Source organism: Ilumatobacter sp. (assembly GCF_965215205.1).
GTDB lineage: Bacteria > Actinomycetota > Acidimicrobiia > Acidimicrobiales > Ilumatobacteraceae > Ilumatobacter_A.
In genome coordinates this window covers 1,280,983-1,305,740 of sequence record NZ_OZ244049.1, presented here as the reverse complement: position 1 = coordinate 1,305,740, position 24,758 = coordinate 1,280,983, and the positions used below count along the sequence as shown (strand labels likewise).

Below are 24,758 nucleotides of genomic sequence, written 5' to 3'. Positions count from 1 at the left end.
GCCGGGGCGCGTCGCTCACACGTCGAGGAACTTCGACGCCGCGATCCCCGATCCGATGGCTCCCGCGACGGCACCGATGCCCAGCATCAGCAGCATCACCGTCTTGTCGTACCCGTCGGTGACCACGAGCGCCGCGAACCCGCTGTTGTCCGGGAACTCCTCCACCCCGTTCGTCCACTGCGAGTTCCAGATGAACAGCCCGAGGCTGGCGAGACCACCTCCGATGATCCCGTGGAGCAGGCCCTCGAGCATGAACGGGATCCGGATGAACCAGTCGGTGGCGCCGACGAGCTTCATCACCTCGATCTCGCGCCGGCGCGCGAAGATCGCGGTGCGGATCGTGTTCCAGATGAGCAGGACCGCCGCGAGCAGGAGGAACCCCGACAGCAGGAACAGGCGGAACCCGAAGAACGACTGGAGCTGCTCGATCAGCGAGATCTGGTCCTCCGCGAAGACCACCTCGAACACCCCGGGCCCGTCGGCGAACGCCTCGGTCACCGTGCGCAGCAGCTGGACGTCGGTCTGCTCGGTCGGGACGGCCTTGTACTGGGTCGGGATGTTGTCCGCGTTCAGCAGGTCGGCCGTCCCCGGCTCGCCGGCGAGGACGCGATCGCGCTCCTCGAGCGAGCAGTCGACGTCGCAGTAGGTCCACGACTCGATGAACTGGTCCTGGGCGTCGAGGTTCCGCTCGATCAGAGCGCGCTGGTCGTCGGTGACGTCGGGGCGCATGAAGATGATCATCTCGACGCCCCCCTCCCACTTCAGCAGGAGGTTGTCGAAGCCGTGCTGGCTGAGGAACGTCAGACCCACACCGAGCAGCGAGATCGCCGCGGTGATGATCGCCGCCACCGTGAGCGTCGCGTTGCGACGGAAGCTGTCGAGGGTCTCACGGAACGTGTATCGGAGGCGGGAGAGCAACGGTTCGGTCCTTCCTGGTCGTGTGGCGCCCGGTCGAGCCCGGCGGCGACGCCACGGGCGGTGACGGCGAGTCCGGGGTCGGCGGGGGCGTGATCTGCGGGGACGTGATCGGCGGCCGGCGCGTCGTCACTCGTACACGCCGCGGGCCTGGTCGCGCACGATGATCCCGCGGTCGAGCTGGATCACGCGCTTGCGCATCGTGTTGACGATGCGCTGATCGTGGGTGGCCATCACGATCGTCGTCCCGGTCTTGTTGATCCGGTCGAGGAGGCGCATGATGCCCTCCCCCGTCGCCGGGTCGAGGTTCCCGGTGGGCTCGTCCGCCAGCAGGATCAGCGGACGGTTGACGAAGGCGCGTGCGATCGAGACGCGCTGCTGCTCGCCACCGGAGAGCTGGTTCGGCATCCGCTCCTCCTTGCCGGCGAGGCCGACGAGGTCGAGCACGGCGGGCACCTGCTGGCGGATCACGTGCTTCGGGCGACCGATGACCTCCTGCGCGAACGCGACGTTCTCGAAGACGTTCTTCTCGAGCAGCAGCTTGTAGTCCTGGAAGATGTTGCCGATGTTGCGCCGCAGCATCGGGATGCGGCCACCGGGCAGGTCGACGATGTTGCGGCCCGCCACCCACACCGCGCCGCGCTCGGGTCGGTCCTGGCGGTTCAGCATGCGCAGGAGCGTGCTCTTGCCGGAGCCCGACGGGCCGACGAGGAAGACGAACTCCCCCTTCGCCACGTCGAAGCTCGCGTCCTTCACGGCGACGACCTCGGCCGAGTAGCTCTTGGTGACGTTCTCGAGGCGGATCATGGTGCGGGGGCCTCCACGGGCCGCAGCGAGCGTACCGCCGCTCGGAGCCCGTGCTCGGGCACCCCGACCGGTCCGGCCGGCGGCCGTGCGCGACGCCGGGCCCGCGTTGTGCGAGCCCGGCGTCGTCGGCGGCTGGTTCGTCGAGCGCCGGTTGGTCGATCCGGGCTCGCCGAGGGGTCAGAGCGAGCCGAGGAACTCCAGCAGGACCCGGTTGAACTCCTCGGTGTGGCTGTCGTTGATGCCGTGCGGCCCACCCTCCACGACGTGCAGCGTCGCTCCGTCGACCATCTCGGCCGTCCGCTTGCCGCTGACGTCGATCGGCACGATCTCGTCGCCGGCACCGTGGATCACGAGGGTGGGCACGTCGACCTTCGCCAGGTCGTCGCGGAAGTCGGTCCGAGCGAACGCGTCGATGCACTCGAGCGCCGCCTCGGTCGAGGCGTCCGACGCCAGGGCCCGCCAGTTCTCGACGGTCCCGCCGTCGACGCGCAGCTCGCCGTCCGCGGTGAAGAAGTTCTCGGAGAACTCGGAGAAGAACCCGTCGCGGTCGCTCGACAGCCCGTCCTTCATCTCCTGGACGTCGGCGTCGCCGAGGCCTCCATCGGGGTTGTCGTCGGTCTTCAGGAGGAACGGGGGCACCGCGGACGCGAACACGACACCGGAGAGGCCGCCCGTCCCGTAGCGCCCGACGTAGCGGGCGACCTCGCCGCCGCCCATCGAGAACCCGACGAGCACGGCATCGGAGAGCGACAGCTCGTCGACGATCGCCTTCACGTCAGCGGTCATCGTGTCGTAGTCGTACCCCTCCCCCGGCTTGTCGGAGTCGCCGAAGCCGCGGCGGTCGAACGCGATCACCCGGTATCCGGCCTGCTCGAGGACGTCCTTCTGCGGGCGCCACGCGTGGCCGCTGAGCGGCCAGCCGTGGATCAGCACCACGGGGCGGCCGTCGCCGCCGGAGTCGTAGGTCTCGATGCCCACCGGCGACGTGCCGGCGCTGGACTGGATCTTCATGGTGGCCATGTGTGGGAGCCTTCCTCTCGATCGAACAGGAGCGCGAGTGCCGTACCCGACCGCTCCGGGGCTCACACGTCGACCCACCCGTGGAGACCGATCACCTCCGCACGATCCTGCCGCCCGATCCCCGAGCCCGCACGACTCCCGTGTGCTCCTTCCCGTCAGGCGGAAACGGTACGAGTGTTCTTCGCGTCTGACGGGAACGGTACGAGTGCGCTTCGCGTCTGACGGGAACGGTACGAGTGCTCTTCGCGTCTGACGGGAACGGTACGAGTCGCTCGGTGCCGAGGTGGACCGGGCGCGAACCGCGTCAGGCGTCGTCGGTGCCGGAGCGGCGCAGCTGGAGGTAGCCCTCGATGAACACGTCGAGGTCGCCGTCGAGCACGCCCTGCACGTTGGCCGTCTCGATCTCCGTGCGCAGGTCCTTCACCATCTGGTACGGCTGCATCACGTAGCTGCGGATCTGGCTGCCCCAGCCGACCTGGGCCTGCTTGCCGGCGATCGAGTCGAGCTCGGCCTGGCGCTCCTCGGCGGCCTGCGCCGCGATCATCGCGCTCAGCCGGTTCATCGCCCGCTCGCGGTTCTGGAGCTGGCTGCGCTCCTCCTGCGAGCTCGCGACCAAACCGGTCGGGTGGTGGATCAGGCGGACGGCGGACGACGTCTTGTTGATGTGCTGGCCGCCGGCACCCGATGCGCGGAACACCTGCATCTCGATGTCGGAGTCGTCGATCTCGACGTCGACGTCATCGAGCAGGGGCCACACCTGGACCGCCGCGAACGACGTCTGGCGACGGCCCTGGTTGTCGAACGGGCTGATGCGCACGAGGCGGTGGGTGCCACGCTCGGCCGACATCAGGCCGTACGCGTAGCGGCCCTGGATCGTGACCTCGGCCGACATGATCCCGGCCTCCTGGCCCTCGGAGACGCCGTTGAGGGCGATGGAGAAGCCGCGCTTCTCGCACCACTTCTCGTACATCCGCAGCAGCATCTCGGAGAAGTCCTGGGCGTCGACGCCGCCGTCCTTCGCGTTGATCTGGACGATGCAGTCGCTGTCGTCGTGCTCGCCGGTGAACAGGCTGCGCAGCTCGAGCACGTCGAGCTGACGTGAGACGTCGCCGAGCTGCTCGGCGATCTCGGGCTCCTGGGTCTCGTCGTCCTCGTCGCGGGCGAGCTCGTGGAGCACCTCGACGTCCGCGAGCTGCTCGGTCAACCCGTCGAAGGTGTCGAGGTCGTCCTTGAGGTTGGAGTACTCGGTGTTGAGCTTGCGCGCCCGGTCCTGGTCGTCCCACAGCGCGGGGTCCGCGACCTCGGCCTCGAGCACGGCGAACCGCTCCCGGTTGTCGGTGATCGCCAGGTAGCTGGACGCCTCGTCGAGGCGGCGGCGCGCGTCGGAGATGTCGGAGGAGAAGTCACGCACGGCGCGCCCTCACGAACCGTGGCAGTTCTTGAACTTCTTCCCGCTCCCGCACGGGCAGGGCGCGTTGCGGGGCGTCTTCGCGAACTCGTCCTTGACGACGGTCTGCTGCTTGGTCGTCCCCTCCGGCTCGACGCGCTCGGGCATCGGGCCGGCGCCCGACGCGGCGGCCGTGAAGCCGTCGGTGTCGACGTCGTCGGACGAGCTCGTCGTCAGGTCCGCGACACCCGACTCGGCGGCGTCGATGACGCCGTCGCCGTCGGTGTCGGCCGGATCGGCGATCGCGGTGCGCCCGTCGGTCGACGTCGGGGCACCGGTGGCGCTCGGAGCGACCTGGACGTGCATCACGTACTTGACGAAGTCCTGCGCGATCCCGGTCATCATCGCCCCGAACATCTCGAAGCCCTCGCGCTGCCACTCGGTCAGCGGGTCCATCTGACCCATCGCACGGAGGTTGACCCCGGTCTGCAGGTAGTCCATCTCCTCGAGGTGCTCGCGCCAGCGCTGGTCGATGATGCGCAGCATCACCTGGCGCTCGACCTGGCGCAGCACGTCCTCACCGAGCTCGGCCTCGCGCGACGCGTAGTGGGCGGTCGCGTTCGACATGATCATGTCGTAGATCTCGTCGGTGCCACCCGCCGCCCGCAGCTGCTCCTCGGTGCTCGAGTTCGGCCAGTAGAGGGTCAGCTCCTTCTCGAGCCCGCCGAGGTCCCACTCGTCGTCGGCCGCGGACGCGCAGTGGGTGGCGATCAGCGAGTCGACGGCCTCGGCGAGGTACTCCATCCCGGCCGAGCGCAGGTCCTCGCCGTCGAGGATCTGGTCACGGCGCCGGTAGATGATCTTGCGCTGCTCGTTCATCACCTCGTCGTACTTGAGGACGTTCTTGCGGATCTCCGCGTTCTTCGTCTCGACGGTGGTCTGGGCGCGCTCGATCGCCTTGGTGACCATCTTCGCCTCGATCGCCTCGTCGTCGGGCAGAGCACGGCCCATCACGTAGTTCAGGGCGCCCGTGGCGAAGAGGCGCATGAGATCGTCCTCGAGGCTGAGGAAGAATCGTGACTCGCCCGGGTCGCCCTGTCGCCCGGAGCGGCCGCGGAGCTGGTTGTCGATGCGCCGGCTGTCGTGGCGCTCGGAGCCGATCACGTACAGCCCCCCGGCGTCACGCACCTCGTCGCCCTCCGCTCGGCAGATGGTCGAGTGGTGCGCGAGGCGCTCCGCGTACAGCTCCAGCGCCTTCTTGCGCTCGATCTGGAACTCCTCGGGCATCTGATCGGCGGGCATCGGCAGGTCGAACTCGTCGACGAGCAGGCCCTCGTCGAACCCGGCTGCCAGCACGTCGTCGGTGGCGAGGCCCTCCGGGTTCCCGCCGAGCTGGATGTCGACGCCGCGACCGGCCATGTTGGTGGCGACGGTGACCGCACCGAGGCGACCGGCCTGGGTGACGATCTGGGCCTCTCTGGTGTGCTGCTTCGCGTTCAGCACCTCGTGGCGGATCCCCCGCTCGTCGAGCAGGCGCCCGAGGGTCTCGCTCCGAGCGACGCTGGCCGTGCCGACGAGGATCGGCTGGCCGCGCTCGTGGCGGGGCTCGATGTCGTCGATGATCGCGTCGAACTTGGCCTGCTCGGTCTTGTAGATGAGGTCGGCCTCGTCGAGGCGGGCGATCGGGCGGTTGGTCGGGATCGGCACGACGCCCAGGCCGTAGGTGTTCATCAGCTCGGCCGCCTCGGTCTGGGCGGTGCCGGTCATCCCGGCGAGCTTGTCGTAGAGGCGGTAGTAGTTCTGGAGCGTGATCGTCGCGAGGGTCTGGTTCTCCTCCTTGATCTTCACGCCCTCCTTCGCCTCGACCGCCTGGTGGATGCCCTCCGACCAGCGGCGACCCTCGAGGATGCGCCCGGTGAACTCGTCGACGATCTTCACCTCGCCGCCCTGGACGATGTAGTCCTTGTCGCGGCGGTACAGCTCCTTGGCCTTCAGCGCCACGGTGAACTGGTGGACGAGGTTCGCCTGCACGTTGTCGTACAGGTTGTCGACGTCGAGCGCCGCCTCGACCTTCTCGATGCCCTGCTCGGTCGGGACGACGACGCGCTTGTCCTCCTCGAACTCGTAGTCCTCGTCGCGCTTCAGCGTGCGCACGATCGAGGCGAAGCGGTAGTACAGCTTCGCGGCGTCGGCGACGCGGCCGGAGATGATCAGCGGGGTGCGGGCTTCGTCGATGAGGATCGAGTCGACCTCGTCGACGATGCAGAAGTTGTGACCGCGCTGCTGGGTCTTGGCGTCCTTCGTGGGCGCCATGTTGTCGCGCAGGTAGTCGAATCCGAGCTCGTTGTTGGTGCCGTAGGTGATGTCGGCCTGGTAGCTCTTGCGCTTCTCGGCGGGGGTGTTGCGGAAGCCGGGCACGATGAGCCCGACGTCGAGGCCCAGCCACCGGTGGACCTGGCCCATCCACTCCGCGTCGCGCTTGGCCAGGTAGTCGTTGACGGTGACGAGGTGGACCCCCTTGCCGGTGAGCCCGTTGAGGTAGGCCGGAAGCGTCGAGGTGAGCGTCTTGCCCTCGCCGGTCTTCTGCTCGGCGACCCAGCCGAAGTGGAGGGCGGCGCCGCCCATCAGCTGGACGTCGTAGTGGCGCTGGCCGAAGACCCGGGTGCTCGCCTCGCGCATCACCGCGAACGCCTCCACGAGGAGGTCGTCGACGTCCGCGCCACGCTCGAGGCGGGTCCGGAACTCGACCGTCTTCGCCTTCAGGGCGTCGTCGGACAGCGCGGAGGTCTCGTCCTCCAGCGCGTTCACGTCGGGCACGATTCCGTGCAGCGCCTTGAGCTTCTTGCCCTCACCGGCGCGGAGGATGCGATCGAGGATTCCCATGCGACCGAGCATCCTACCGGCCGTGCCCGGCTCGGACCGGAGGTCCGTCCGACCATCGGCGGTCGAGCGACCGCGGTCCGAGACGGCGTCGAGCGCGAACGAGCGCGATCCGGCGGCCTTCCCGGTCAGGCCGCGTGCGACCGGCGGGCTCGCAGCTCGACGACGTTCGCCGGTCGACGCTCGGGGGTGGCGGCGACCGCGGCCAGCACGGGCTCGGCTCCGCGAGAAGCGAGGGCCGCGCCCGCGGCCTGGAGGGTCGCTCCGGTGGTGACCACGTCGTCGACGACGAGCACGCGTCGCCCTCCGAGCTCGGGTCGGGCCCGGAACCGGGGTCCGCGCAGCCGCTCGGCGCGCGACCGCCCCGTCTGGCTCGGGCCGGTGTCGCGCTCGAGCAGTCGCCGGCACGGGAGGCCCAGCTGGCGGGCGACGGTGCGCGCCAGCAGCTCGCCCTGGTCGAAGCCTCGCTCGCGACGCCGTCGGGGACTCGTCGGCGCCCACGTGACGACGTCGAGGCCCTGGTGCGCGCCGGTCTCGACGACGCGGTTGACGACCAGACCGGCGAGGTGGCGACCGACGGCGCGCCGGTTGCGGTACTTCAGCCCGATCACCACGTCTCGGGCGCGGCCCGTGAAGGCGAGCGCGGCGATGACGCCGCCGTCGTGTCCGTCGTGGTGGCGGGGGGCTCGGCCGAGCAGAGCGAACCGGCAGACGGTGCAGATGGCGCCGCCGGGGGTGTCGCACCCGGCGCAACGGGTCTCGAAGATCATGCCGAGATCGTGCGCACGGGGGTACCACGGAGTTCGGCGGGCGCCGCAGCACAGGGAGGACCATGGGGTCGGGGGTCGGGGGTCGGGGGTCGGGGGTCGGGGGTCGGGGGTCGGGGGTCGCAGGTCGCGGGTCGGGGGTCGGGGTCGGGGTCGGGGATCGCCACGCACGCCCGAGGCGTCGCCACGCACGCCCGAGGCTCCGCCACGCACGCTCGACACCCCGCCTCGCCCGGTCGGTCGCGCGACCCGCCCGCGGAGCGCATCGGTCGCCCGACCCGCTCGCGGAGCGCGCCCGACGACGGACCCCGTCCGGGGATCGCCGGACCTCGCCCGGCGAGCGGGCGAACCGCTCCCGTCCGGGCCGGGCGCTCCCTCTACGCTGCCGCGGTGACCGCCGCCGCGACGTCCCGCCCGTCCGCCGGTCTGCTCCTGCCCCGAGATCGCGCCGTCGAGCGGATCGTGCGGTGCGTGGTCGGCCTCGTCGTCTTCGGTGTCGGCATCACCCTGCTGATCCGCTCCGACCTGGGTGCGGCGCCGTGGGACGTGTTCCACACCGGGGTCGGCCGCCTGACCGGGATCTCCACCGGGTGGATCATCATCGCGACGGGGATCGCGCTCCTCCTCCTGTGGATCCCGCTGCGCGAGCGGCCCGGGCTCGGGACCATCCTCAACGCCGTCGTCATCGGCATCGTCGTCGACATCACCTCACCCCTGCTCGCCGACACCGACCGCCTCGTGCTGCGGGTTCCGATGATGCTCGGCGGCGTCGTGCTGGTGGCGATCGGCTCCGGCTCCTACATCGGCGCCGGCCTCGGACCGGGCCCGCGCGACGGGTTGATGACCGGGCTGGCCCGGGTGGGGATCGCCGGCCGTCGCATCTCGATCCGCGCCGCCCGCACCGGGGTCGAGATCACGGTCCTGGTCGTGGGGGTGGCGCTCGGCGGAGCGATCGGGATCGGCACCGCCGTGTTCGCGCTCGGGATCGGTCCGCTCGTCCAGGTCTTCCTCCCCCGCCTCCGGGTCGACCCCGAGACCGCGACGGGGGCGTCCACGGCCGGGACGACGCCGGACGGCCCCCTCCCGGGCCGGGGCCGGTGAGTGCCCGCACGTGGCTAGCGTCACGCCGATGGACATCCCCGTGATCGGACCGCTGCTCGAACGGCTCTCGGCGACCTGGTCGGGTCGCGAGGACGATTCCGGTGACGGGCGGTGGGGCACCGGATCGGTGACGATGACGATGCACGCCCCGGTCGAGCGGGTCTGGGACCTGGTCAGCGACGTGACGCGGATCGGCGAGTTCAGCCCCGAGACCTTCGAGGCCGAGTGGGCCGACGAGGCGGCCGAACCCGGTGTCGGCCGCCGCTTCCGGGGTCACGTGCGACGCAACCAGCGCGGCCCGACCTACTGGAGCGAGTGCGTCGTCACCGACCACGAGCCGCTGCGCCGGTTCGGCTTCGACGTGGTGGTCGGGGGCGCTCCGGTCAACCACTGGCAGTACGACCTCGAGCCGGTCGACGGCGCCGACGCCACCGTGGTCACCGAGTCGTTCCGCCTCGCGGCGTCGCCGATGACCCGTGCGTACTGGGCGGTGCTCGGCCGCTGGCGGTCGGGCACCAACGAGCGGGGGATGCGGACCACCCTCGAGCGGATCCGCGACGTCGTCGAGGCAGAGGCCAGCGCCGCCACCGGCTGAGCTGGCATCGCTCATCCACGAGCGCGTCGCTGCGCGGCGGCCCCGTCGCGGTCCACCGCGTGGCGGTCAGCCGACGACCTCGAAGCCGTGGACGGCGCGAGGGGGCTCCTCGCTCACCTCGACGTGGACGACCTCGGCGCGCGGCGGACCGGTGCGGCTCCACGCGATCAGTCGCTCGACGGCCGACGCCGGGCCCTGCGCATCGATCTCGACGGCCCCGTCGGACCGGTTGCGCACGGTGCCGGCCACACCGAGATCGATCGCCGTCGACCGGCACGAGTCGCGGAAGAACACCCCCTGGACGCGACCGGTCACGGTCACCCGGCGTCGGATCGGCCCGGTCGAGTCTCCCATCGCACCAGTGTGGACGATGCCGACCCATCCGGGGCCGTCGAGGTCCGCCCGGCGCGACGACCTCCACGACGCGCCCCGCCGCCCGACCCAGGAGCTCGGTGGGTCCGGCGCCGGGGTCCGCCTCCGCGTCGGGCGAACGGCCCGGGCGAACGGCCCGGGCGCGGCGTTCGGCGACACCGCTTCGACACGTGGGACCACCTGGCTGCGAGACTGACCTCGTGGCACCGCGGCTCGAGATCGTCCACGGAGACATCACCGTCGAGGAGGTCGACGTGATCGTCAACGCCGCGAACTCCTCGCTCCTGGGCGGCGGCGGTGTCGACGGCGCGATCCACCGGGCAGCGGGACCGGCGCTGCTCGCGACGTGCCGTGAGCTCGGCGGCTGCCTGACCGGTGAGGCCGTGATCACCGACGGTTTCGACCTCCCGGCACGGTGGATCGTCCACACCGTCGGCCCCGTCTGGCACGGCGGCGAACGCGGCGAGGCCGACCTGCTGGCCTCGTGCTACCGCGAGTCGCTGCGCCTCGCCGACACGGTCGACGCACGCAGCGTCGCGTTCCCCGCGATCTCGACCGGCGTCTACGGCTACCCGCCCGCTCCGGCGGCGCGCGTCGCGGTCGAGGCGGTCACCACGACACCCACCTCGGTGGCGGCGGTGCGCTTCGTGTGCTTCGACGAGGCGGCGATCGCGGCCTACGAGTCGGCCGTCGAGCGATGAGGCGACCGGCCCGGACGTGACCTGGAGCCGACCGAGCCGACCGAGCCGACCGCCGAGCGCGCCGCGGCGGTTTCGACCGCGGCCGTGAGCGAGCCGACCGCGTCACGCGAGCTGGTCGTGCTCGGCACCGCCAGCCAGACGCCGACGCGCCACCGCAACCACAACGGCTACCTCCTGCGCTGGGACGGCTCCGGGATCCTGTTCGACCCCGGCGAGGGGATCCAACGCCAGTTCACCCGCGCCGACGTCTCCCCCGCCGACGTCGATCGGATCTGCCTCACCCACTTCCACGGGGACCACTGCCTCGGACTGCCGGGGATGTTGCTGCGGATCGCTCTCGATCAGGGCCCCGTCCCGGTCGTCGTGCACTACCCGGCGAGCGGCCAGGAGTGGTTCGACCGGCTCCGATCGGCCAGCGCCGGCCAGGAGCACGTCGAGGTCGACCCCCGCCCGATCGACGCCGACGGCGTGATCCACGTCGAGGAGGCCTTCGAGATCACGGCGGCACGGCTCGCGCACCGGATCGACGCGTTCGGCTACCGACTCGCGGAGCCCGACGGGCGTCGGATGCTGCCCGAGCGACTCTCGGCGCGCGGGATCGACGGGCCCGACGTCGGCCTCCTGATCGAGCGGGGTGAGATCACCCTCGACGGCGTCACCACCGTGCTCGCCGAGGTGAGCGAGCACCGTCGCGGCCAGTCGTTCGCCTTCGTCATGGACACCGCCTGGTGCGAGGCCGCGGTCGAGCTGGCGTCGGGGGTCGACCTGCTGGTGTGCGAGTCGACGTTCCTCGAGCGCGACACGGACCGTGCCGCGCGCTGGGGGCACCTCACGGCACGCCAGGCGGGGCGACTCGCCCACGAGGCCGGGGCGCGCCGCCTGGTGCTGACCCACTTCTCGCGTCGCTACGACGACGTCGAGGCCTTCGCCGAGGAAGCTCGACTCGAGTTCGACGACGTGGTGATCGCGAACGACCTCGACCGCATCGCCGTGCCGGCGCGCACCACCTGAGCGCACCCGCCGCCGCCGAGCGGGGCTCGACGTCGCTCAGCCGGCGCGCACCGCTCAGCCGGCGCGCGCCACCCGGTCGTCGAGCCCGGCGAACGACGCGAGGTAGCGGTCTCGGTCGGCCTTGAGGGTCGCGACGATGTCCTCGTACTCGGCGGTGCGGCCCTGCGACTCGTAGAGCGAGCGCGGCCGCAGCTTGCCGTCTTCCACGCCGTCGATCGACTCCGCCACGTAGTAGCCGAAGTCGGGATCCTCGATCCACGCGATGGTCCCGTCGACGATCCCCTGCTGGACGGCCGCCGAGTCGGCGATCTCCACCTTCATCGACCCCGCGACGTCGGCACCCCCGCCGACCCGACCGGTCGACAGCAGGTACACCTCGAGGGGGTGCTGGGCGAGGATCTCGAGCAGCCGGTTGGCCTGGGACGCGTCGTTCTCGAACCAGAACGGGTTGGTCCCCGGGACGCGCAGCGACCTTCCGGCTTCGGAGGCGCCGCCGGCGCTCGTCCCCTTGGTCTCGCCGAGCATGAAGTAGTAGGCGGCCTGCTCGGGTCGCAGCTTCGCGACCGCCGGGATGATGTTCTCGTTGCGGTTGAGGATGAACAGGTACTTCGCCTTCGGGAGATCGGTCGGCTCCCGGTGGCGGATGTCGGCGAGCGGGAAGGTGACGCGACCGTTGGCCGTGTAGCTGTCGTCGAAGAAGTCGACGCTGCCGTCGTCCGCGACGTGGGTCGACTCGAGCCACGCACCCGGCTGGGTCGCGCCGTGGTGGATGGTCGGCTCGTCGTCGGGGTCGAGACCGAACGTCTTCGCGAAGCAGCCGTTCTCGGTGGCGTGCACGGTGCCGTCGGGCATCAGCGCGATGAAGTCGTCCTGGACCGGCATCGACCCCTTGACGTCGCGGAACGTCGTCGTCGTCTTGCCCGTGCCCGACAGCCCGATGATCAGCGCGAGCTCCTCCTCGCCCGAGCGCGTCTCCTCCGCCGGGAAGGTCTTCGCTCCCGAGTGCATCGCCAGGCCGCCGCGGTCGTACACGAGGCGGTTCCACATCCGCAGCCCGCCCATCTTCGACTCGCCGAAGTAGTCGGAACCGAGGACGCGCGTCACGTAGCTGTCGAGGTCGACGAGGATCAGGCAGTCGTTGCCGAACTGGGGGGTGCGCAACGACGGCGTGTAGACGATGGTGAACTCGGCCTCGAAGTCACCGTCGGCGCCGAGGTCCGGCTCGAAGTACAGCTGCTGCTGCATCGCCGGGATGTTCGCCTGCGTCCTCTCCATGTACAGCTGGCACGGGGTGCGGAAGTCGGGGTCGGGCCCGATCGTGCCACGGATCAGGATCATGTCCTGGGAGGCGATGTGCTCGTCCTGGCGCTTCGCCCACGTCGCGGCGTCCGAGGTGGACATCGTCGGCTTGTCGTTGGGCTCGTCGGTGACGAAGAAGGTGGACGGCGCCTGCCGGGCCTTGATCCGTGCCCGGTAGTTGAGGTTGCCGAACTCGGTCTCGGAGACGTCGTCCATGTGCTCGACCGCCCACCTGCGCATCTCGTCCTGGGTGGGGTCGACGGCGACCGATGCCGCCTCGGGGAGCGTGAAAGAGGCCATGCCCTCCTTCCTACCCGGCACCCGCCACCGCGAACCAAACGACCCATCCGGTGACGGCACCGGATGGGTCGTGGAGGTCAGTAGCGGTAGTGCTCGGGCTTGAACGGGCCCTCGGGCTCGACGCCGATGTACTGCGCCTGCTCACCGGTGAGCTGGGTGAGCTTCACGTCGAGCGCGTCGAGGTGCAGGCGGGCCACCTTCTCGTCGAGGCGCTTGGGCAGCACGTACACGTCGAGCGGGTAGTTCGCGGTGTTCCGGAACAGCTCGATCTGGGCCAGCACCTGGTTGGTGAACGAGCACGACATCACGAAGCTCGGGTGGCCCGTCGCGCACCCGAGGTTCACCAGACGGCCCTCGGCGAGCACGATGATCTGCTTGCCGTCGTCGAAGCGCCACACGTCGGTGCCGGGCTTGAGCTCGTCGCGGGTCGCCCCCGAGCGGGCCAGTCCGGCCATGTCGATCTCGTTGTCGAAGTGGCCGATGTTGCAGACGATCGCGTTGTGCTTCATCTCGCGCATGTGGTCGACGGTGATCAGGTCCATGTTCCCCGACGCGGTGACGAAGATGTCGATCGATCCGATCACGTCCTCGAGCGGCCGCACGAGCAGACCCTCCATCGCCGCCTGCAGCGCGTTGATCGGGTCGATCTCGCTGACGATCACCCGGGCGCCCTGGCCCTGGAGCGACTCGACGCAGCCCTTGCCGACGTCGCCGTAGCCGAGCACCATCGCGGTCTTGCCGCCGATCATCACGTCGGTCGCCCGCGAGATCGCGTCGACGAGGGAGTGGCGGCAGCCGTACAGGTTGTCGAACTTCGACTTGGTCACCGAGTCGTTGACGTTGATCGCGGGGAACATCAGCTCGCCCTCGCGCATCATGTTGTACAGGCGATGCACACCGGTGGTCGTCTCCTCGGTCACTCCCCTCACCTGGGCCGCCATGCGGGTCCACTTGCCCGGATCGGACCTCAGGGTGCGCTGGAGCAGGCCGAGCACGATCGCGAACTCGGCGCTCGTGGCCTCGGTCGGGTCGGGCACCTCGCCGGCCTTCTCGAACTCGACCCCCTTGTGCAGCAGCATCGTGGCGTCGCCGCCGTCGTCGAGGATCATGTTCGGACCGTCGTAGGTGGTGCCGTCGGCGGCGTCGGGCCAGGTCATCATCTGGTCGGTGCAGAACCAGTACTCCTCGAGCGTCTCGCCCTTCCAGGCGTAGACGGGGACCTCGTCGGGCTCCTCGACGGTCCCGTTCGGGCCGACGACGACCGCGGCGGCCGCGTGGTCCTGGGTGGAGAAGATGTTGCAGCTCGCCCACCGGACCTCGGCTCCGAGGGCGGTGAGCGTCTCGATCAGCACGGCGGTCTGGATGGTCATGTGCAGCGATCCCGAGATCCGTGCGCCGGCCAGCGGCCGGGACTCGCCGTACTCCTCGCGCAACGCCATCAGGCCGGGCATCTCGTGCTCGGCGAGCAGCATCTCCTTGCGACCGAAGGGGGCGAGCGAGAGATCGGCGACGCGCCAGTCCTTGCGGGCGGCGAAGCCGACGCCCGACGAGACGCCGGAGCTCGACTCGGAGCTCGCGGCGGTCTCGGCATCGGTGGTGGGGACGGACATGGGGGTACCTCCTGGTGGTTCGCGGGTGGTGCACGGAGTGCGAACCGGGCCGGGACCATCAGGTCCGAGCAGGATCAGCCCAGCGCTCGGAGTGTACCGGGCCCGGGCGCGCACGAGCCCGGCGCGCACGCTGCGGCCGGGCTCGTGAGCGTCGGGGACCGCGACGAGGTCGCAGTGGCGCCGGCCGAGGCGTCAGTCCAGCACGACGGCGTAGACGTCGAGGATGTAGTGCACCGAGCCGTCCGCGTTGTACGCGGACACCATCTCGTCGTCGCCCTCGCCGTCGGTGCCGTAGGTGACGACGGCGGAGTTCGCCACGGCCCCGCCGACCTCGAAGTTGAGGTTGGAGTTGCCCGGGGCGTCGGAGAAGCCCTCGGGGCGGCTCGGGTTGAGCGTCATGTAGCTGTTGGCGTCGCTGAAGCCCGGGTTGGGCTGGAGGCCCGCGGCGGTGAGGTTGCCCACGAGCCCGGCCTGAGCGCCGACCTCGACGCCGTTCAGGCTCACCGACTCGGCGAACTCCTGGAAGCTCCAGCTCTCCCACGACGAGTAGCCGAGACGGCGGCTGCCGAACTCCTCGCTGCGCGTGTCGAAGGAGCGGAACGGCGACTCGAGCGGGACGATGCGGCCCGTCCGGTCGTCTCCGGCACCGCCGGACCGCATGTAGCCGACCACGTCGATCGCGACGTCGGTGGCCCCGGCCCGGTTGAAGACGAAGAAGCTCCCGGCGTCGTTGACGGGGACGATGGCGAGGTTGGCCTTGACCACCCCTGCCGGGTAGTTGCCGTTGGAGCTGTTCGCCTCGCGCTGACCGTCGGCGACCGGGTCGGCGGACGCCGACAGGTAGGTGGTGGTGCTCCCCGGACGGTTGTTGATGCCGGTGAGGTTGATCACCACCGCGCTCACGTCGGGGGAGTCGGGGACCGGGCCACGCCCGCGCGCCGGCACCTCGAGCGAGTCGCGCGTGCCGAGGCGGTCGCCCGACTCACGGGTGTCGACGAGGCGCTGGGGGGTGACGGTGACGAGGCGAGCCCCGTCCTCCTCGGCGACGTCACCGTCGCCGTCGAAGGCCGACTTGGCGACCCAGCCGAAGATGTCGACCGCGACGCGCACGTCGCCGCTCGCCTCCGAGCGGACGTCGATCGTCAGCCTGCCCTCGCTGCCGACACCGATGATCCCGAAGTTGGGGACGGTCTGGCCGTCGGTCTCGAAGTTGATCAGCGACGTCGGCAGGTCGCCAGACGCGTCGTAGTCGGAGGGTCGCACCGAGACGTAGCCGCGACCGGGGGCGTCGACGAGGGTGATGTTCGCCGCGACGGCGAGCACGTCGTCGTCGGGCACCCCGCCCTCGCCCAGGACGTCGACCTCGAACGACGAGTTCACCGGGACGCGGCCGCCGTTGAGGTTGGTGTCGAACACGCGGATCGGGGTGATCGGGAAGTACTCACCTCCCGCACCGAGGTCGGCGGCTTGCGCCGACACCGTGGGCGTCGAGGTCACGGTCGGCAGCACACCGATCGTCGCGGCGCCGACCAGCAGGGCGGCGGTTCGGCGGATCTTGGACGCGGACATCATCATGGATCGTAACTCATTCGTCATCTCGGGGGCGGTCGACGGGGGGCGAAGCGAGGCGTGTGCGCCGGGCAGCCACCATGGTGTCGGCACGCGGGAGGTACGCCTTGAACCCGTCCCGGCCGGCGGTCGGGCGCGGACGTGCGCAGCTCCAGCTCACCGCTCGAAGGTGGGCTCGATCCCCGACGACTCGATCAGCGAGACGAGCCGTCGGTGCTCGTCGTCGTCGAGGGTGTCGGCCTCCTCGACGAGCATCACGGGGATGTCGTCGTGGATCCGGTACGCCCGGGTCAGGCGGGGGTTGTAGAGCAGGTCCTCGTCCTGCACGTAGTACAGGGGACCCTTGTCCTCGGGGCACGCGAGGATGGCGAGGAGATCGGGAGACAGGGTCATCGCGCCAGTGTGTCAGGTGGTGATCATGGACAGCAGCTCGGCGACGTGCTCGTCGCACTCGTCACGCGTCGGCGCCTCGAGGTTGAGGCGCAGCAGCGGCTCGGTGTTCGAGGCACGCAGGTTGAACCACCAGTCGTCGCAGCGCACGGTCAGCCCGTCGAGGTCGTCGGTGTCGCAGCCGTCGAACCGCTGGCGGATGCGTGCGATGACGGCCTCGGGGTCGTCGACCTGGGTGTTGATCTCGCCGCTGTCGCAGTACCGCTCGAAGGGGGTGCGCAGCTCCGACAGCGGCGTCCCCGAGCGGCCGATCTCGGCCATCACCAGCAACGACGCGATCAGGCCGCTGTCGGCGTTGTAGTTGCGCGCGAAGTAGTAGTGCGCCGAGTGCTCGCCGCCGAACACCGCCCCGGTCTCGGCCATCACCTGCTTGATGTAGGAGTGCCCGACGCGGGTGCGCACGGGGGTGCCCCCGTGCTCGGTGACGACCTCGGGCACCGCGTGCGAGCAGATCAGGTTGTGCAGGATCGTCGCGCCCGGCTCCTTTCGCAGGGTGGCGGCAGCGAGGATCGCGGTCGTCGTCGACCCGCTCAGCCCGACCCCCTTCTCGTCGACCACGAACACCCGGTCGGCGTCGCCGTCGAAGGCGAGCCCGAGGTCGAACCCGCCCGACACCACGCGAGCGCGCAGATCGCGCTGGTTGGCGGGCTGGAGCGGGTCGGCGGGGTGGTTGGGGAAGGTGCCGTCGAGCTCGGGGTACATGATCTCGAACTCGACGCCGTCGAGGCGCTCGAGCACGGCGGGCACGACCAGGCCGCCCATCCCGTTGGCGGTGTCGGCCACGACTCGGAGGGGTCCGATCTCGGCGGGGTCGACGAACGTGAGCACGTGCTCCACGAAGGCGTCGAGCATCGAGTCCTCGTTGCGCGACCCGGCCTCGGGCGCCCGATCGGGCTCGTCGCCGTCGAGCACCCGCTCGGCGACGGACTTGACCTGTGCGAGACCGGAGTCGGCCCCGACCGGCCGTGCGGCCGACCGGCACAGCTTCACGCCGTTGTAGCCGGCGGGGTTGTGCGACGCGGTGAACATCGCCCCCGGGACGTCGAGCTGGCCGGACGCGAAGTACATCAGGTCGGTCGAGGCGAGCCCGATGTCGACCACGTCGACGCCGTGCGCGAGCAGGCCGCGGGTGAAGGCGTCGACGAGGATCGGGCCCGACGGGCGCATGTCTCGTGCGATGACCGCACGGGGCGCCGACGCTCCCGGACTCGCCGCGCGATCCGGGTCGTCGAGGATGAGCGAGGCGAACCCGACTCCGAGGGCGTAGGCGACGTCGGCGTTGAGCTCGTCGTGCACGGTTCCGCGGATGTCGTAGGCCTTGACGATCTGGTCGAGGACTGACATGTCGGCTCGGGACGCTATCGCGGGAAGTGCGGGCCGTGTCGACGTCGCCGCCTCGTTCGGGCGCGACCCCGACGCTCGCACCGCCTCCGTCAGGGCGTGGGACCACCGTCGGCGCCGGTCCGCCGGGTGTCCCCAGGGGCCCACGGATCGTCGTCCGGGGCGACGCCACCGGCTCGCGTGCGGTCGAGGAGCACGTCGTCGAGGTCCGCGTCGCCGCGCTCCGTGCCGTGGGGGTCCGTGTCGTCGAGGGACGTGTCGTGGTCGGACCGGCCGTCGGTGGACCGGTCGTCGAGCGCGTCGTCGCTGCCGGCGCCGGAGGCGTCGTCCTCCCCGTCGCCGCGCCGCCGTCGGCGGCGGCCCAGCGAGCCGAGCGAGGGGACGGGGCCGGCGTGGCCGACGTCGCCGAGGCGCCACAGGGCGACGCACAGCGCGATGCCCGCGAGCGTCACGCCGTAGAAGAACCAGTCGAGGGTCCCGCGCGGGTCGTACGTCAGCGTCACCTCCTCGCTCGTCGGGACGACGACCATCTGGTTCGCACCGGCGCGGAAGGGGCCCTGCGCGCCCGCCACCTCCCAGTTCGGGAAGTAGCTGACCTTGACGACCACCGGGACACCGACTCGGTCGACGCGGAACGACAGCGACTGCTCACCGGTGTCGATCGCGGAGACCGCCACGGGGGGCAGGGGGGTCGGCTCGATCGGCGCGAGCGGGCGCACCCGGTCGACCTTGCGCGCCTGATCGTCGAAGGGCTCGATGCGGTCGTCCTCGGCGATGGTGGCGGTCGCTCGCTGCCACCCCTCGGGGCCGTCGTCCACCGGCATCGCCGGCCACGCGGCGCGATCCTGGAACCAGCTCGTCCCGAGCTCGAGGTTGCGCTCACGATCGTCGCCGGGCTTGTACCACGCCGCGCCCGGGTCGTGGTCGACGACGACGGGTTCGACCTCGAGCGCCTCGACCTGCTCGGATCCGCTCACCTGGTACACGTCCCACGTCCCCGACGAGACGACGAACTCGAGCCCGTCGACCTCGGCGGCCGCGCTCTTGGCCGCGTCGGTGCGCACCATCAGGTAGCGGGCCCCGATGTCGTCGAGGTGGCGCACCCCGACCTCGGTGTCGAGGTTCTCGTAGCGCAGCTGGCGCACGGGGTTGGACGAGCTCTCCGAGACAGCGGCGGCGGTGAGGAAGTGGTAGTTGGTCGAGGCCGTCGCCTCGAAGAACAGGCCCTCCGACGACCCGATGCACCCGCGCGTCCAGTGCGGGAGCAGCATCAGCGCCATCGTCGTGCCGTACTCGCTGTTGTCGCTGTTGTTCTCCCACACGGCCTTGCCGCACCCCCTCTCGGGGTCGCGACCGATCTCGGCCATCGTCTCGACCAGGTGGTGGTACGCCGGGTAGGCGGTGCGCCCCTCGTAGCCCGTGAAGTTGTACCGCGACCACCCGTCGGCGACGGCCCGCCCGCTCTCGGGGCCCTTGCGGAACGGCCCCCACGCGTAGACGGCCGACTCCCCCTCCGTCTCGACGACGCGCCCGCCGTTGGGGAGGACCTCGTACATCCACCCGAAGACGGTCACGATCGACAGCCCGACGATCGCGAACGCCGTGGCCGCCTCGCTGGCCCGCAGGCGCTCGGCGGCACGCCGGTCGCGGGCGGCGTTGATCCCCCAGGCGATCACCTCGTACGCGCCGACGACCATCAGCAGGTAGCGGGTCAGGTACACGAACGGCAGCAGCCGCGGGTTCCACAGCAGGCCGATCACCGGCAGGCTCTCCCGGGTGTTCCACACCAGGATCGCGAACACGACGCAGATCAGGCCGAGGGCGGTCCCGGTGAGCTGGCGACGCAGCACGAACGCGACCACCGCGATCACCGCGAGGGTGGTGATCGCGATGTCGAGCGCGGGCGTCAACGGGAAGTACATGTCCCAGAACGAGTCGTCCGAGCTGTTCGGGCGGTAGCCGTACTTCATGTCGGTCATGAACTCGTGGCCGAACAGGAACGGGCCCACCCACCACGCGGAGAGCAGGACCGTGGCGGCGCCGGTGGTGAGGGCGTAGCGCAACCGGGTGGAGTCGACCCACACCAGGCACAGCAGGGTCGCGGCGACCGCGACGAAGATCAGCACGATGCCGTGGCAGACCGCGGCGAGCGAGAGCACGATCGCCGCGCGGACGCGGAAGCGCCCGGTGCGCAGGCCGTGGGCGAGCAGGCCGAGGCCGAGCACCGCGAGGGTCAGCGCGATCGAGAACGAGTACTCCCCCGCCATCGTCGACTTCACGTTGCCGCCGTAGATCTCGAAGCTCTCGTCGAGCAGGAAGCAGACGCCGCCGAAGGCGAACAGCTCGGGGATCGGGTGGCGGAACGCGGCCAGGCGCCCGAACGCCCAGCACGCCACGGGGAAGGTCACGATCCCCGAGATCGCGACGAGCTTGAACGCGATGCCGTAGGGCAGGAGCACGTCGAGCGCGACGATCGCGAGCGCCGGGATCACCATGTAGAAGCGGTACAGGGGCAGCCCGCCGTACCAGTCCATGCTCCACCCCGACAGCTGGAGGTTCGGCAGCAGGTGGTCGCGCAGGAAGGCGGGAGCCCACACGTGCGCTCCCATGTCGCCGCCGGTGGGGGTCGTGCGGTCGAGGATCAGGTCGCGGCCCCCGATGAACGGGATCGGCTCGAGGTGGACGACGAGCATCACGATCACGGTCGTCACCGCGAGCGACACCGCGGTGACGACGAGCCGGATGATCCGCTCCGTCGTCCACTCCCGGTTCCACCACGCGGTCGGGCGACGCCCCGCACGGGCCAGGGCCCGTCGGGGCCGGGGCGGGGGCGGATCCGCCGGCGCGCCGCCGGCGTCGGGTGCGTCGGGGGAGGTCGCGGGGTCGTCGACGTCGCCGGGCGGGTCGTCGCCGACCGACTCGCGCCCCACCGTCGCGGAACCGCCCCCTGGGGCGTCGACGACGATCGTCGCCGCTCGGCCCCGACCGTCGTCGGCCGCCGCCTCGTCGTCCGGACTCGACGCGTCGCCGGTGCCGTCGGTCGTCGGGGCGCGGCCGAACCGTTCGTCGCTCATGGGGTGCGGATCCTCACAGGTCGACCATTCTGACAAAGGTCCCGGGCACCTCGCGGTCACACGTGCGCCTTTCGGTCACGTCGCCCACCGTCAGATGACCATCGCCAGGCCGGTGGCGTTGAACGCGAGGTGGGCGGCGATCGAGGTGCCGAGGCGCCCCGTCCACCAGGCGGCCGTCCCGAACACCAGCCCCGCGACGAGCAGCCCGGGGAACTCGACGGGCCGGAAGTGGATCGCGGCGAACACGACGGCGACGAGGACGATGGCGGGCCCGGCGGGCAGCGACGTGAGCAGGGGTCGCTGCAGCAGGCCCCGGTAGACGATCTCCTCGACGACGGGTGCGCCGACGACGACGAGCGCTCCCAGCAGCAGGATCAGAGCGCCCGGGGAGCGTTCGACGAGGTCCTCCGCGGTCTCGACGAGGGCCCCGTCGTCGAACGTCTCCGGCCAGCGTGCGCGCAACGGGACGTAGACGGCGGGCACCGCGACGATCTGCGCCACGACGCCGAGCGGGATGCCGACCAGGTCGGCGGGCGCGACCCGGATCCCGAAGTCGGATCGGACGTCACCCGAGCCGAGGCGGGTCGAGGTGAGCGCCACCCCGACGCCGTAGACGACCCAGCCGGCCAGCAGCGACGCCGCCAGCACGCCGATCGCGACGTCGTCCGTCGCACCCGCCGCCACGAGCACCACGGACGACGCGACGGCTGCCAGGAGCCAGGTGGCGAGGAACGCGACGACTCCGTCCCGGGCGTCGACGGGGCAGGAGCGCGCGACGCTGCGACGAGGGCTCGGCACGGAGCGCGACGCTACCGGCGACGGATCGAGGCCGGATGGCGCCAGCGCCCTCGTCAGACGGCGATCAGGGTCAGACGGCGATCAGGGCGCCGCGTCGGACGCGGCGGCGGTCCTCGAGGTGCCACCCGCGCGGCACCGACATCCGCCCGGCGTGGTGGGAGCACAGGTCGTAGCGGTGCGGATCGCGCTCGGGCGCGAGGTGGTCGATCCACACCTGCGAGGTCTCGTAGTGGTAGCTGAGCGTCACCGCCGCGACGTCGGAGCACCCGCTGCGCGAGCACTGGCGGTTGGCGATCCGCGGACGGTCGATCTGGGTCGAGATGTCGGGCGCGGGCCAGCTGCCGGTCCCGTCGAGCACGACCCCGCCGGGCGGGGAGCCGTCGACCCCCGATGCGCTCAGGTCGGACGGCGACACGCCGGCGGCCGCGACCCGGGACTCGGAGGACATCTCGGTCGCGATGCGCTCGAACAGGCTGTCCATCCCGCCGCCCGAGTCGGGCGGCGCGGGCGTGGCGGGACCCTCGGAGCCCGTGGGCCGTCCCGTCGCCTCGTTCGCGGTGGACTGGCCCTGCGGTCCCTCTGCCATCTCGAAAACGGTAGGCGAACGTCCGCGCGAGCTGGTGGATGGTCATCGGCGGGTGATCCACCGGTGACGGTTCGGTGAAACCGCGCGGCGCACGACCTGACGTCGACCGCGCAGCCTCGTATCATGGATCCATGAGCGACCTGCCCCCTCCCCCTCCCCCGCCCCCGCCGGGTGGCGGACGGGGTTCGCGTCGGCCGAACAAGTCGGCGCGGCCCGCCCCGAAGAGCAAGTTCGAGCCGGAGGGCTCGTCGAACCACGGCGGTGGTTCCGGTGAGACTAAGACGGGGTTCCCCAAGTGGGGCTGGTGGATCATCGCGGGCGTCGCGGTCGCGGCCCTGCTCGTCCCCAGCTTCTGGCCGAGCGACGACGGCACCGACCTGACCTACACCGAGTTCATCAGCCAGGTGGACGAGGGCAACGTCGGCTCCGTCGAGGTCGACAAGGGCAGCGGCAACATCACCGGCGAGTACACCAACGGCGACACGTTCAACACCACCGGTGGCGGCGAGGCCGGGCTGTTCGAGGGTGACCAGGCGTTCCTCGAGGAGAGCGGCGTCTCGATCACCTACGACGCGCCGAGCAACAACGCGCTGCTCAACCTGCTCGGGTTCATGCTGCCGGTGTTCCTGATCATCGGCTTCCTCGTCTGGATGCAGCGGCGCGCCGCGGGCCAGATGGGCGGGGTCATGTCGATCGGCAAGAGCAAGGCCAAGGCGTACACCACCGACAAGCCCTCGACGACCTTCGACGACATCGCCGGCTACGAGGGCGTCAAGCAGGAGATCAGCGAGGTCGTCGACTTCCTGCGCTACCCCGAGCGGTTCAAGGAGATCGGCGCACGGGTGCCCAAGGGCATGCTCCTCGTCGGCCCTCCCGGCACCGGCAAGACGCTGCTCGCCCGGGCGGTCGCGGGCGAAGCCGGCGTCGGGTTCCTCTCGGTCACCGGGTCCGACTTCATGGAGATGTTCGTCGGGGTCGGCGCGAGCCGTGTGCGCGACCTGTTCCAGCAGGCCCGCCGGATGGGTCGGGCGATCATCTTCATCGACGAGATCGACTCGATCGGGCGCAAGCGCGGCGCGGGTCTCGGCGGCGGTCACGACGAGCGCGAGCAGACGCTCAACCAGATGCTCGCCGAGATGGACGGCTTCGAGGCGTCGGAGGGCATCGTGATCATGGCGGCGACGAACCGACCCGACATCCTCGACCCGGCGCTGCTGCGCCCCGGCCGCTTCGACCGCCAGATCGTCGTCCCCCTCCCCGAGGCCGACGAGCGACGTGCGATCCTCGAGGTCCACAGCCGGGACAAGCGGATGGGCGCCGACGTCGACATGGAGACGATGGCCAAGGCGACGGTCGGGATGGCCGGCGCCGACCTGGCGAACCTGGTCAACGAGGCCGCGCTCGTCGCGGTGCGGCGCGGCTCGAAGGAGATCGAGCGGATCGACTTCGAGAACGCCCGTGATCGCGTCGTCCTCGGCGCTCAGCGCGAATCGGTCATCATGACCGCCGAGGAGAAGAAGGCGACCGCGTACCACGAGGGCGGGCACGCCCTGCTCGCGACCGTGCTCCCCAACGGTGACCCGCTGCACAAGGTGACGATCCTCCCGCGCGGCATGGCGCTCGGGGTCACCTGGTCGCTCCCCCAGGAGCGCCACACCTACTCCAAGGAGTACTTCGAGGACACCATCTGCAAGGCGATGGGCGGCCGCGTCGCCGAGATCGTCGTGTTCGGCCACCTCAACTCGGGCGCCGCCAACGACCTCGAGCAGGCCACCGGGATCGCTCGCCGCATGGTGCGCGAGTGGGGGATGTCGGATCGGGTCGGGCCCCAGGCGTGGTCGAGCCAGCAGCAGACCTTCCTCGGCGACGACCTGATGTCGTCGGGCCGTGAGTACTCCGACGACACGGCGAAGCTGCTCGACGAGGAGATCGCGAAGCTGCTCACCGATCAGGAGCAGCGTGCGAAGCGGACCCTGACGCGGCACCGCCGCGGCCTCGAGCTGATCGCCGAGTCCCTGCTGGAGCACGAGACGATCGACGGCCCGACCGTCGCCCGTCTGATCCAGCAGGGGATGATCGAGTCGGGCGAGGACGCCGAGACCCTCGACGACATCATCCTGCGCTGACCCGTCGGCGGCTCGTCGCCGCCGCGGGTTCGCCACCCCGCGCTCGGCG

General features: G+C 70.8%; 20 protein-coding genes. 5 read left to right on the top strand and 15 right to left on the bottom strand.

Annotation, left to right across the window (positions count from 1 at the left end; genetic code table 11):
- Positions 1–15: 15 nt before the first annotated feature.
- The 6 genes from ACOOHC_RS06150 to ACOOHC_RS06125 all read right to left on the bottom strand — a co-directional run bounded on the left by ACOOHC_RS06150 (position 16) and on the right by ACOOHC_RS06125 (position 7,779).
- On the bottom strand, positions 16–918 hold the full coding sequence (locus ACOOHC_RS06150; protein WP_420453128.1) for a cell division protein FtsX: 903 nt from the start codon (positions 916–918) through the stop codon (positions 16–18).
- A gap of 126 nt (positions 919–1,044) precedes the next feature.
- Positions 1,045–1,722, bottom strand: a complete 678-nt coding sequence (gene ftsE, locus ACOOHC_RS06145) for a cell division ATP-binding protein FtsE (RefSeq protein WP_420453127.1) — start codon at positions 1,720–1,722, stop codon at positions 1,045–1,047.
- Positions 1,723–1,899: 177 nt separating this feature from the next.
- Positions 1,900–2,742, bottom strand: a complete 843-nt coding sequence (locus ACOOHC_RS06140) for an alpha/beta fold hydrolase (protein ID WP_420453126.1) — start codon at positions 2,740–2,742, stop codon at positions 1,900–1,902.
- A 304-nt stretch (positions 2,743–3,046) separates the two neighbouring features.
- Positions 3,047–4,153, bottom strand: coding sequence for a peptide chain release factor 2 (prfB, locus tag ACOOHC_RS06135; RefSeq protein ID WP_420453125.1), 1,107 nt, complete (start codon positions 4,151–4,153; stop codon positions 3,047–3,049).
- Between the two features lie 9 nt (positions 4,154–4,162).
- Positions 4,163–7,012: a preprotein translocase subunit SecA gene (gene secA / locus ACOOHC_RS06130; RefSeq protein WP_420453124.1), complete on the bottom strand. Its 2,850-nt coding sequence runs from the start codon at positions 7,010–7,012 to the stop codon at positions 4,163–4,165.
- A gap of 125 nt (positions 7,013–7,137) precedes the next feature.
- Entirely contained in the window at positions 7,138–7,779 is a 642-nt protein-coding gene (locus tag ACOOHC_RS06125) for a ComF family protein (protein WP_420453123.1), read from the bottom strand.
- A gap of 387 nt (positions 7,780–8,166) precedes the next feature.
- Between ACOOHC_RS06125 and ACOOHC_RS06120 the strand changes: the two genes are divergently transcribed.
- Together ACOOHC_RS06120 and ACOOHC_RS06115 are read left to right on the top strand one after the other, a co-directional pair.
- A complete protein-coding gene (locus ACOOHC_RS06120) occupies positions 8,167–8,877 on the top strand; it encodes a YczE/YyaS/YitT family protein (protein ID WP_420453122.1) in 711 nt (236 codons plus the stop codon).
- Positions 8,878–9,010: 133 nt separating this feature from the next.
- On the top strand, positions 9,011–9,472 hold the full coding sequence (locus tag ACOOHC_RS06115; RefSeq protein WP_420453866.1) for an SRPBCC family protein: 462 nt from the start codon (positions 9,011–9,013) through the stop codon (positions 9,470–9,472).
- A gap of 66 nt (positions 9,473–9,538) precedes the next feature.
- On the opposite strand, the gene ACOOHC_RS06110 is transcribed toward ACOOHC_RS06115, so the two are convergent.
- Positions 9,539–9,826 carry an acylphosphatase gene (locus ACOOHC_RS06110; RefSeq protein ID WP_420453121.1) on the bottom strand — a complete coding sequence of 96 codons (288 nt, stop codon included), beginning with the start codon at positions 9,824–9,826 and terminating at the stop codon, positions 9,539–9,541.
- Positions 9,827–10,044: 218 nt separating this feature from the next.
- Between ACOOHC_RS06110 and ACOOHC_RS06105 the strand changes: the two genes are divergently transcribed.
- On the top strand, positions 10,045–10,545 hold the full coding sequence (locus ACOOHC_RS06105) for an O-acetyl-ADP-ribose deacetylase (RefSeq protein ID WP_420453120.1): 501 nt from the start codon (positions 10,045–10,047) through the stop codon (positions 10,543–10,545).
- An 84-nt stretch (positions 10,546–10,629) separates the two neighbouring features.
- The gene (locus tag ACOOHC_RS06100) at positions 10,630–11,556 is read left to right on the top strand and encodes a ribonuclease Z (RefSeq protein WP_420453119.1); all 927 of its coding nucleotides are present in this window, start codon (positions 10,630–10,632) and stop codon (positions 11,554–11,556) included.
- A 54-nt stretch (positions 11,557–11,610) separates the two neighbouring features.
- Here ACOOHC_RS06100 and ACOOHC_RS06095 read toward each other — a convergent pair whose 3' ends face one another.
- The 8 genes from ACOOHC_RS06095 to ACOOHC_RS06060 all read right to left on the bottom strand — a co-directional run bounded on the left by ACOOHC_RS06095 (position 11,611) and on the right by ACOOHC_RS06060 (position 22,583).
- Entirely contained in the window at positions 11,611–13,155 is a 1,545-nt protein-coding gene (locus ACOOHC_RS06095) for a phosphoenolpyruvate carboxykinase (RefSeq protein ID WP_420453118.1), read from the bottom strand.
- Positions 13,156–13,232: 77 nt separating this feature from the next.
- Positions 13,233–14,765, bottom strand: coding sequence for an adenosylhomocysteinase (ahcY, locus tag ACOOHC_RS06090; protein ID WP_420453117.1), 1,533 nt, complete (start codon positions 14,763–14,765; stop codon positions 13,233–13,235).
- Positions 14,766–14,957: 192 nt separating this feature from the next.
- The gene (locus ACOOHC_RS06085; protein ID WP_420453116.1) at positions 14,958–16,334 is read right to left on the bottom strand and encodes a hypothetical protein; all 1,377 of its coding nucleotides are present in this window, start codon (positions 16,332–16,334) and stop codon (positions 14,958–14,960) included.
- A gap of 156 nt (positions 16,335–16,490) precedes the next feature.
- Positions 16,491–16,727 carry a Trm112 family protein gene (locus tag ACOOHC_RS06080; protein WP_420453115.1) on the bottom strand — a complete coding sequence of 79 codons (237 nt, stop codon included), beginning with the start codon at positions 16,725–16,727 and terminating at the stop codon, positions 16,491–16,493.
- Between the two features lie 12 nt (positions 16,728–16,739).
- Positions 16,740–18,128, bottom strand: coding sequence for a phosphomannomutase/phosphoglucomutase (manB, locus tag ACOOHC_RS06075; protein ID WP_420453114.1), 1,389 nt, complete (start codon positions 18,126–18,128; stop codon positions 16,740–16,742).
- Positions 18,129–18,217: 89 nt separating this feature from the next.
- Positions 18,218–21,199: a 6-pyruvoyl-tetrahydropterin synthase-related protein gene (locus ACOOHC_RS06070; RefSeq protein ID WP_420453113.1), complete on the bottom strand. Its 2,982-nt coding sequence runs from the start codon at positions 21,197–21,199 to the stop codon at positions 18,218–18,220.
- Positions 21,200–21,289: 90 nt separating this feature from the next.
- A complete protein-coding gene (locus tag ACOOHC_RS06065) occupies positions 21,290–21,997 on the bottom strand; it encodes a CPBP family intramembrane glutamic endopeptidase (RefSeq protein WP_420453112.1) in 708 nt (235 codons plus the stop codon).
- Between the two features lie 70 nt (positions 21,998–22,067).
- On the bottom strand, positions 22,068–22,583 hold the full coding sequence (locus tag ACOOHC_RS06060) for a DUF3499 family protein (protein WP_420453111.1): 516 nt from the start codon (positions 22,581–22,583) through the stop codon (positions 22,068–22,070).
- A gap of 131 nt (positions 22,584–22,714) precedes the next feature.
- Here ACOOHC_RS06060 and ftsH point away from each other — a divergent pair, with 131 nt between their 5' ends.
- Positions 22,715–24,709, top strand: a complete 1,995-nt coding sequence (ftsH, locus tag ACOOHC_RS06055) for an ATP-dependent zinc metalloprotease FtsH (protein ID WP_420453110.1) — start codon at positions 22,715–22,717, stop codon at positions 24,707–24,709.
- Positions 24,710–24,758 lie beyond the last annotated feature (49 nt).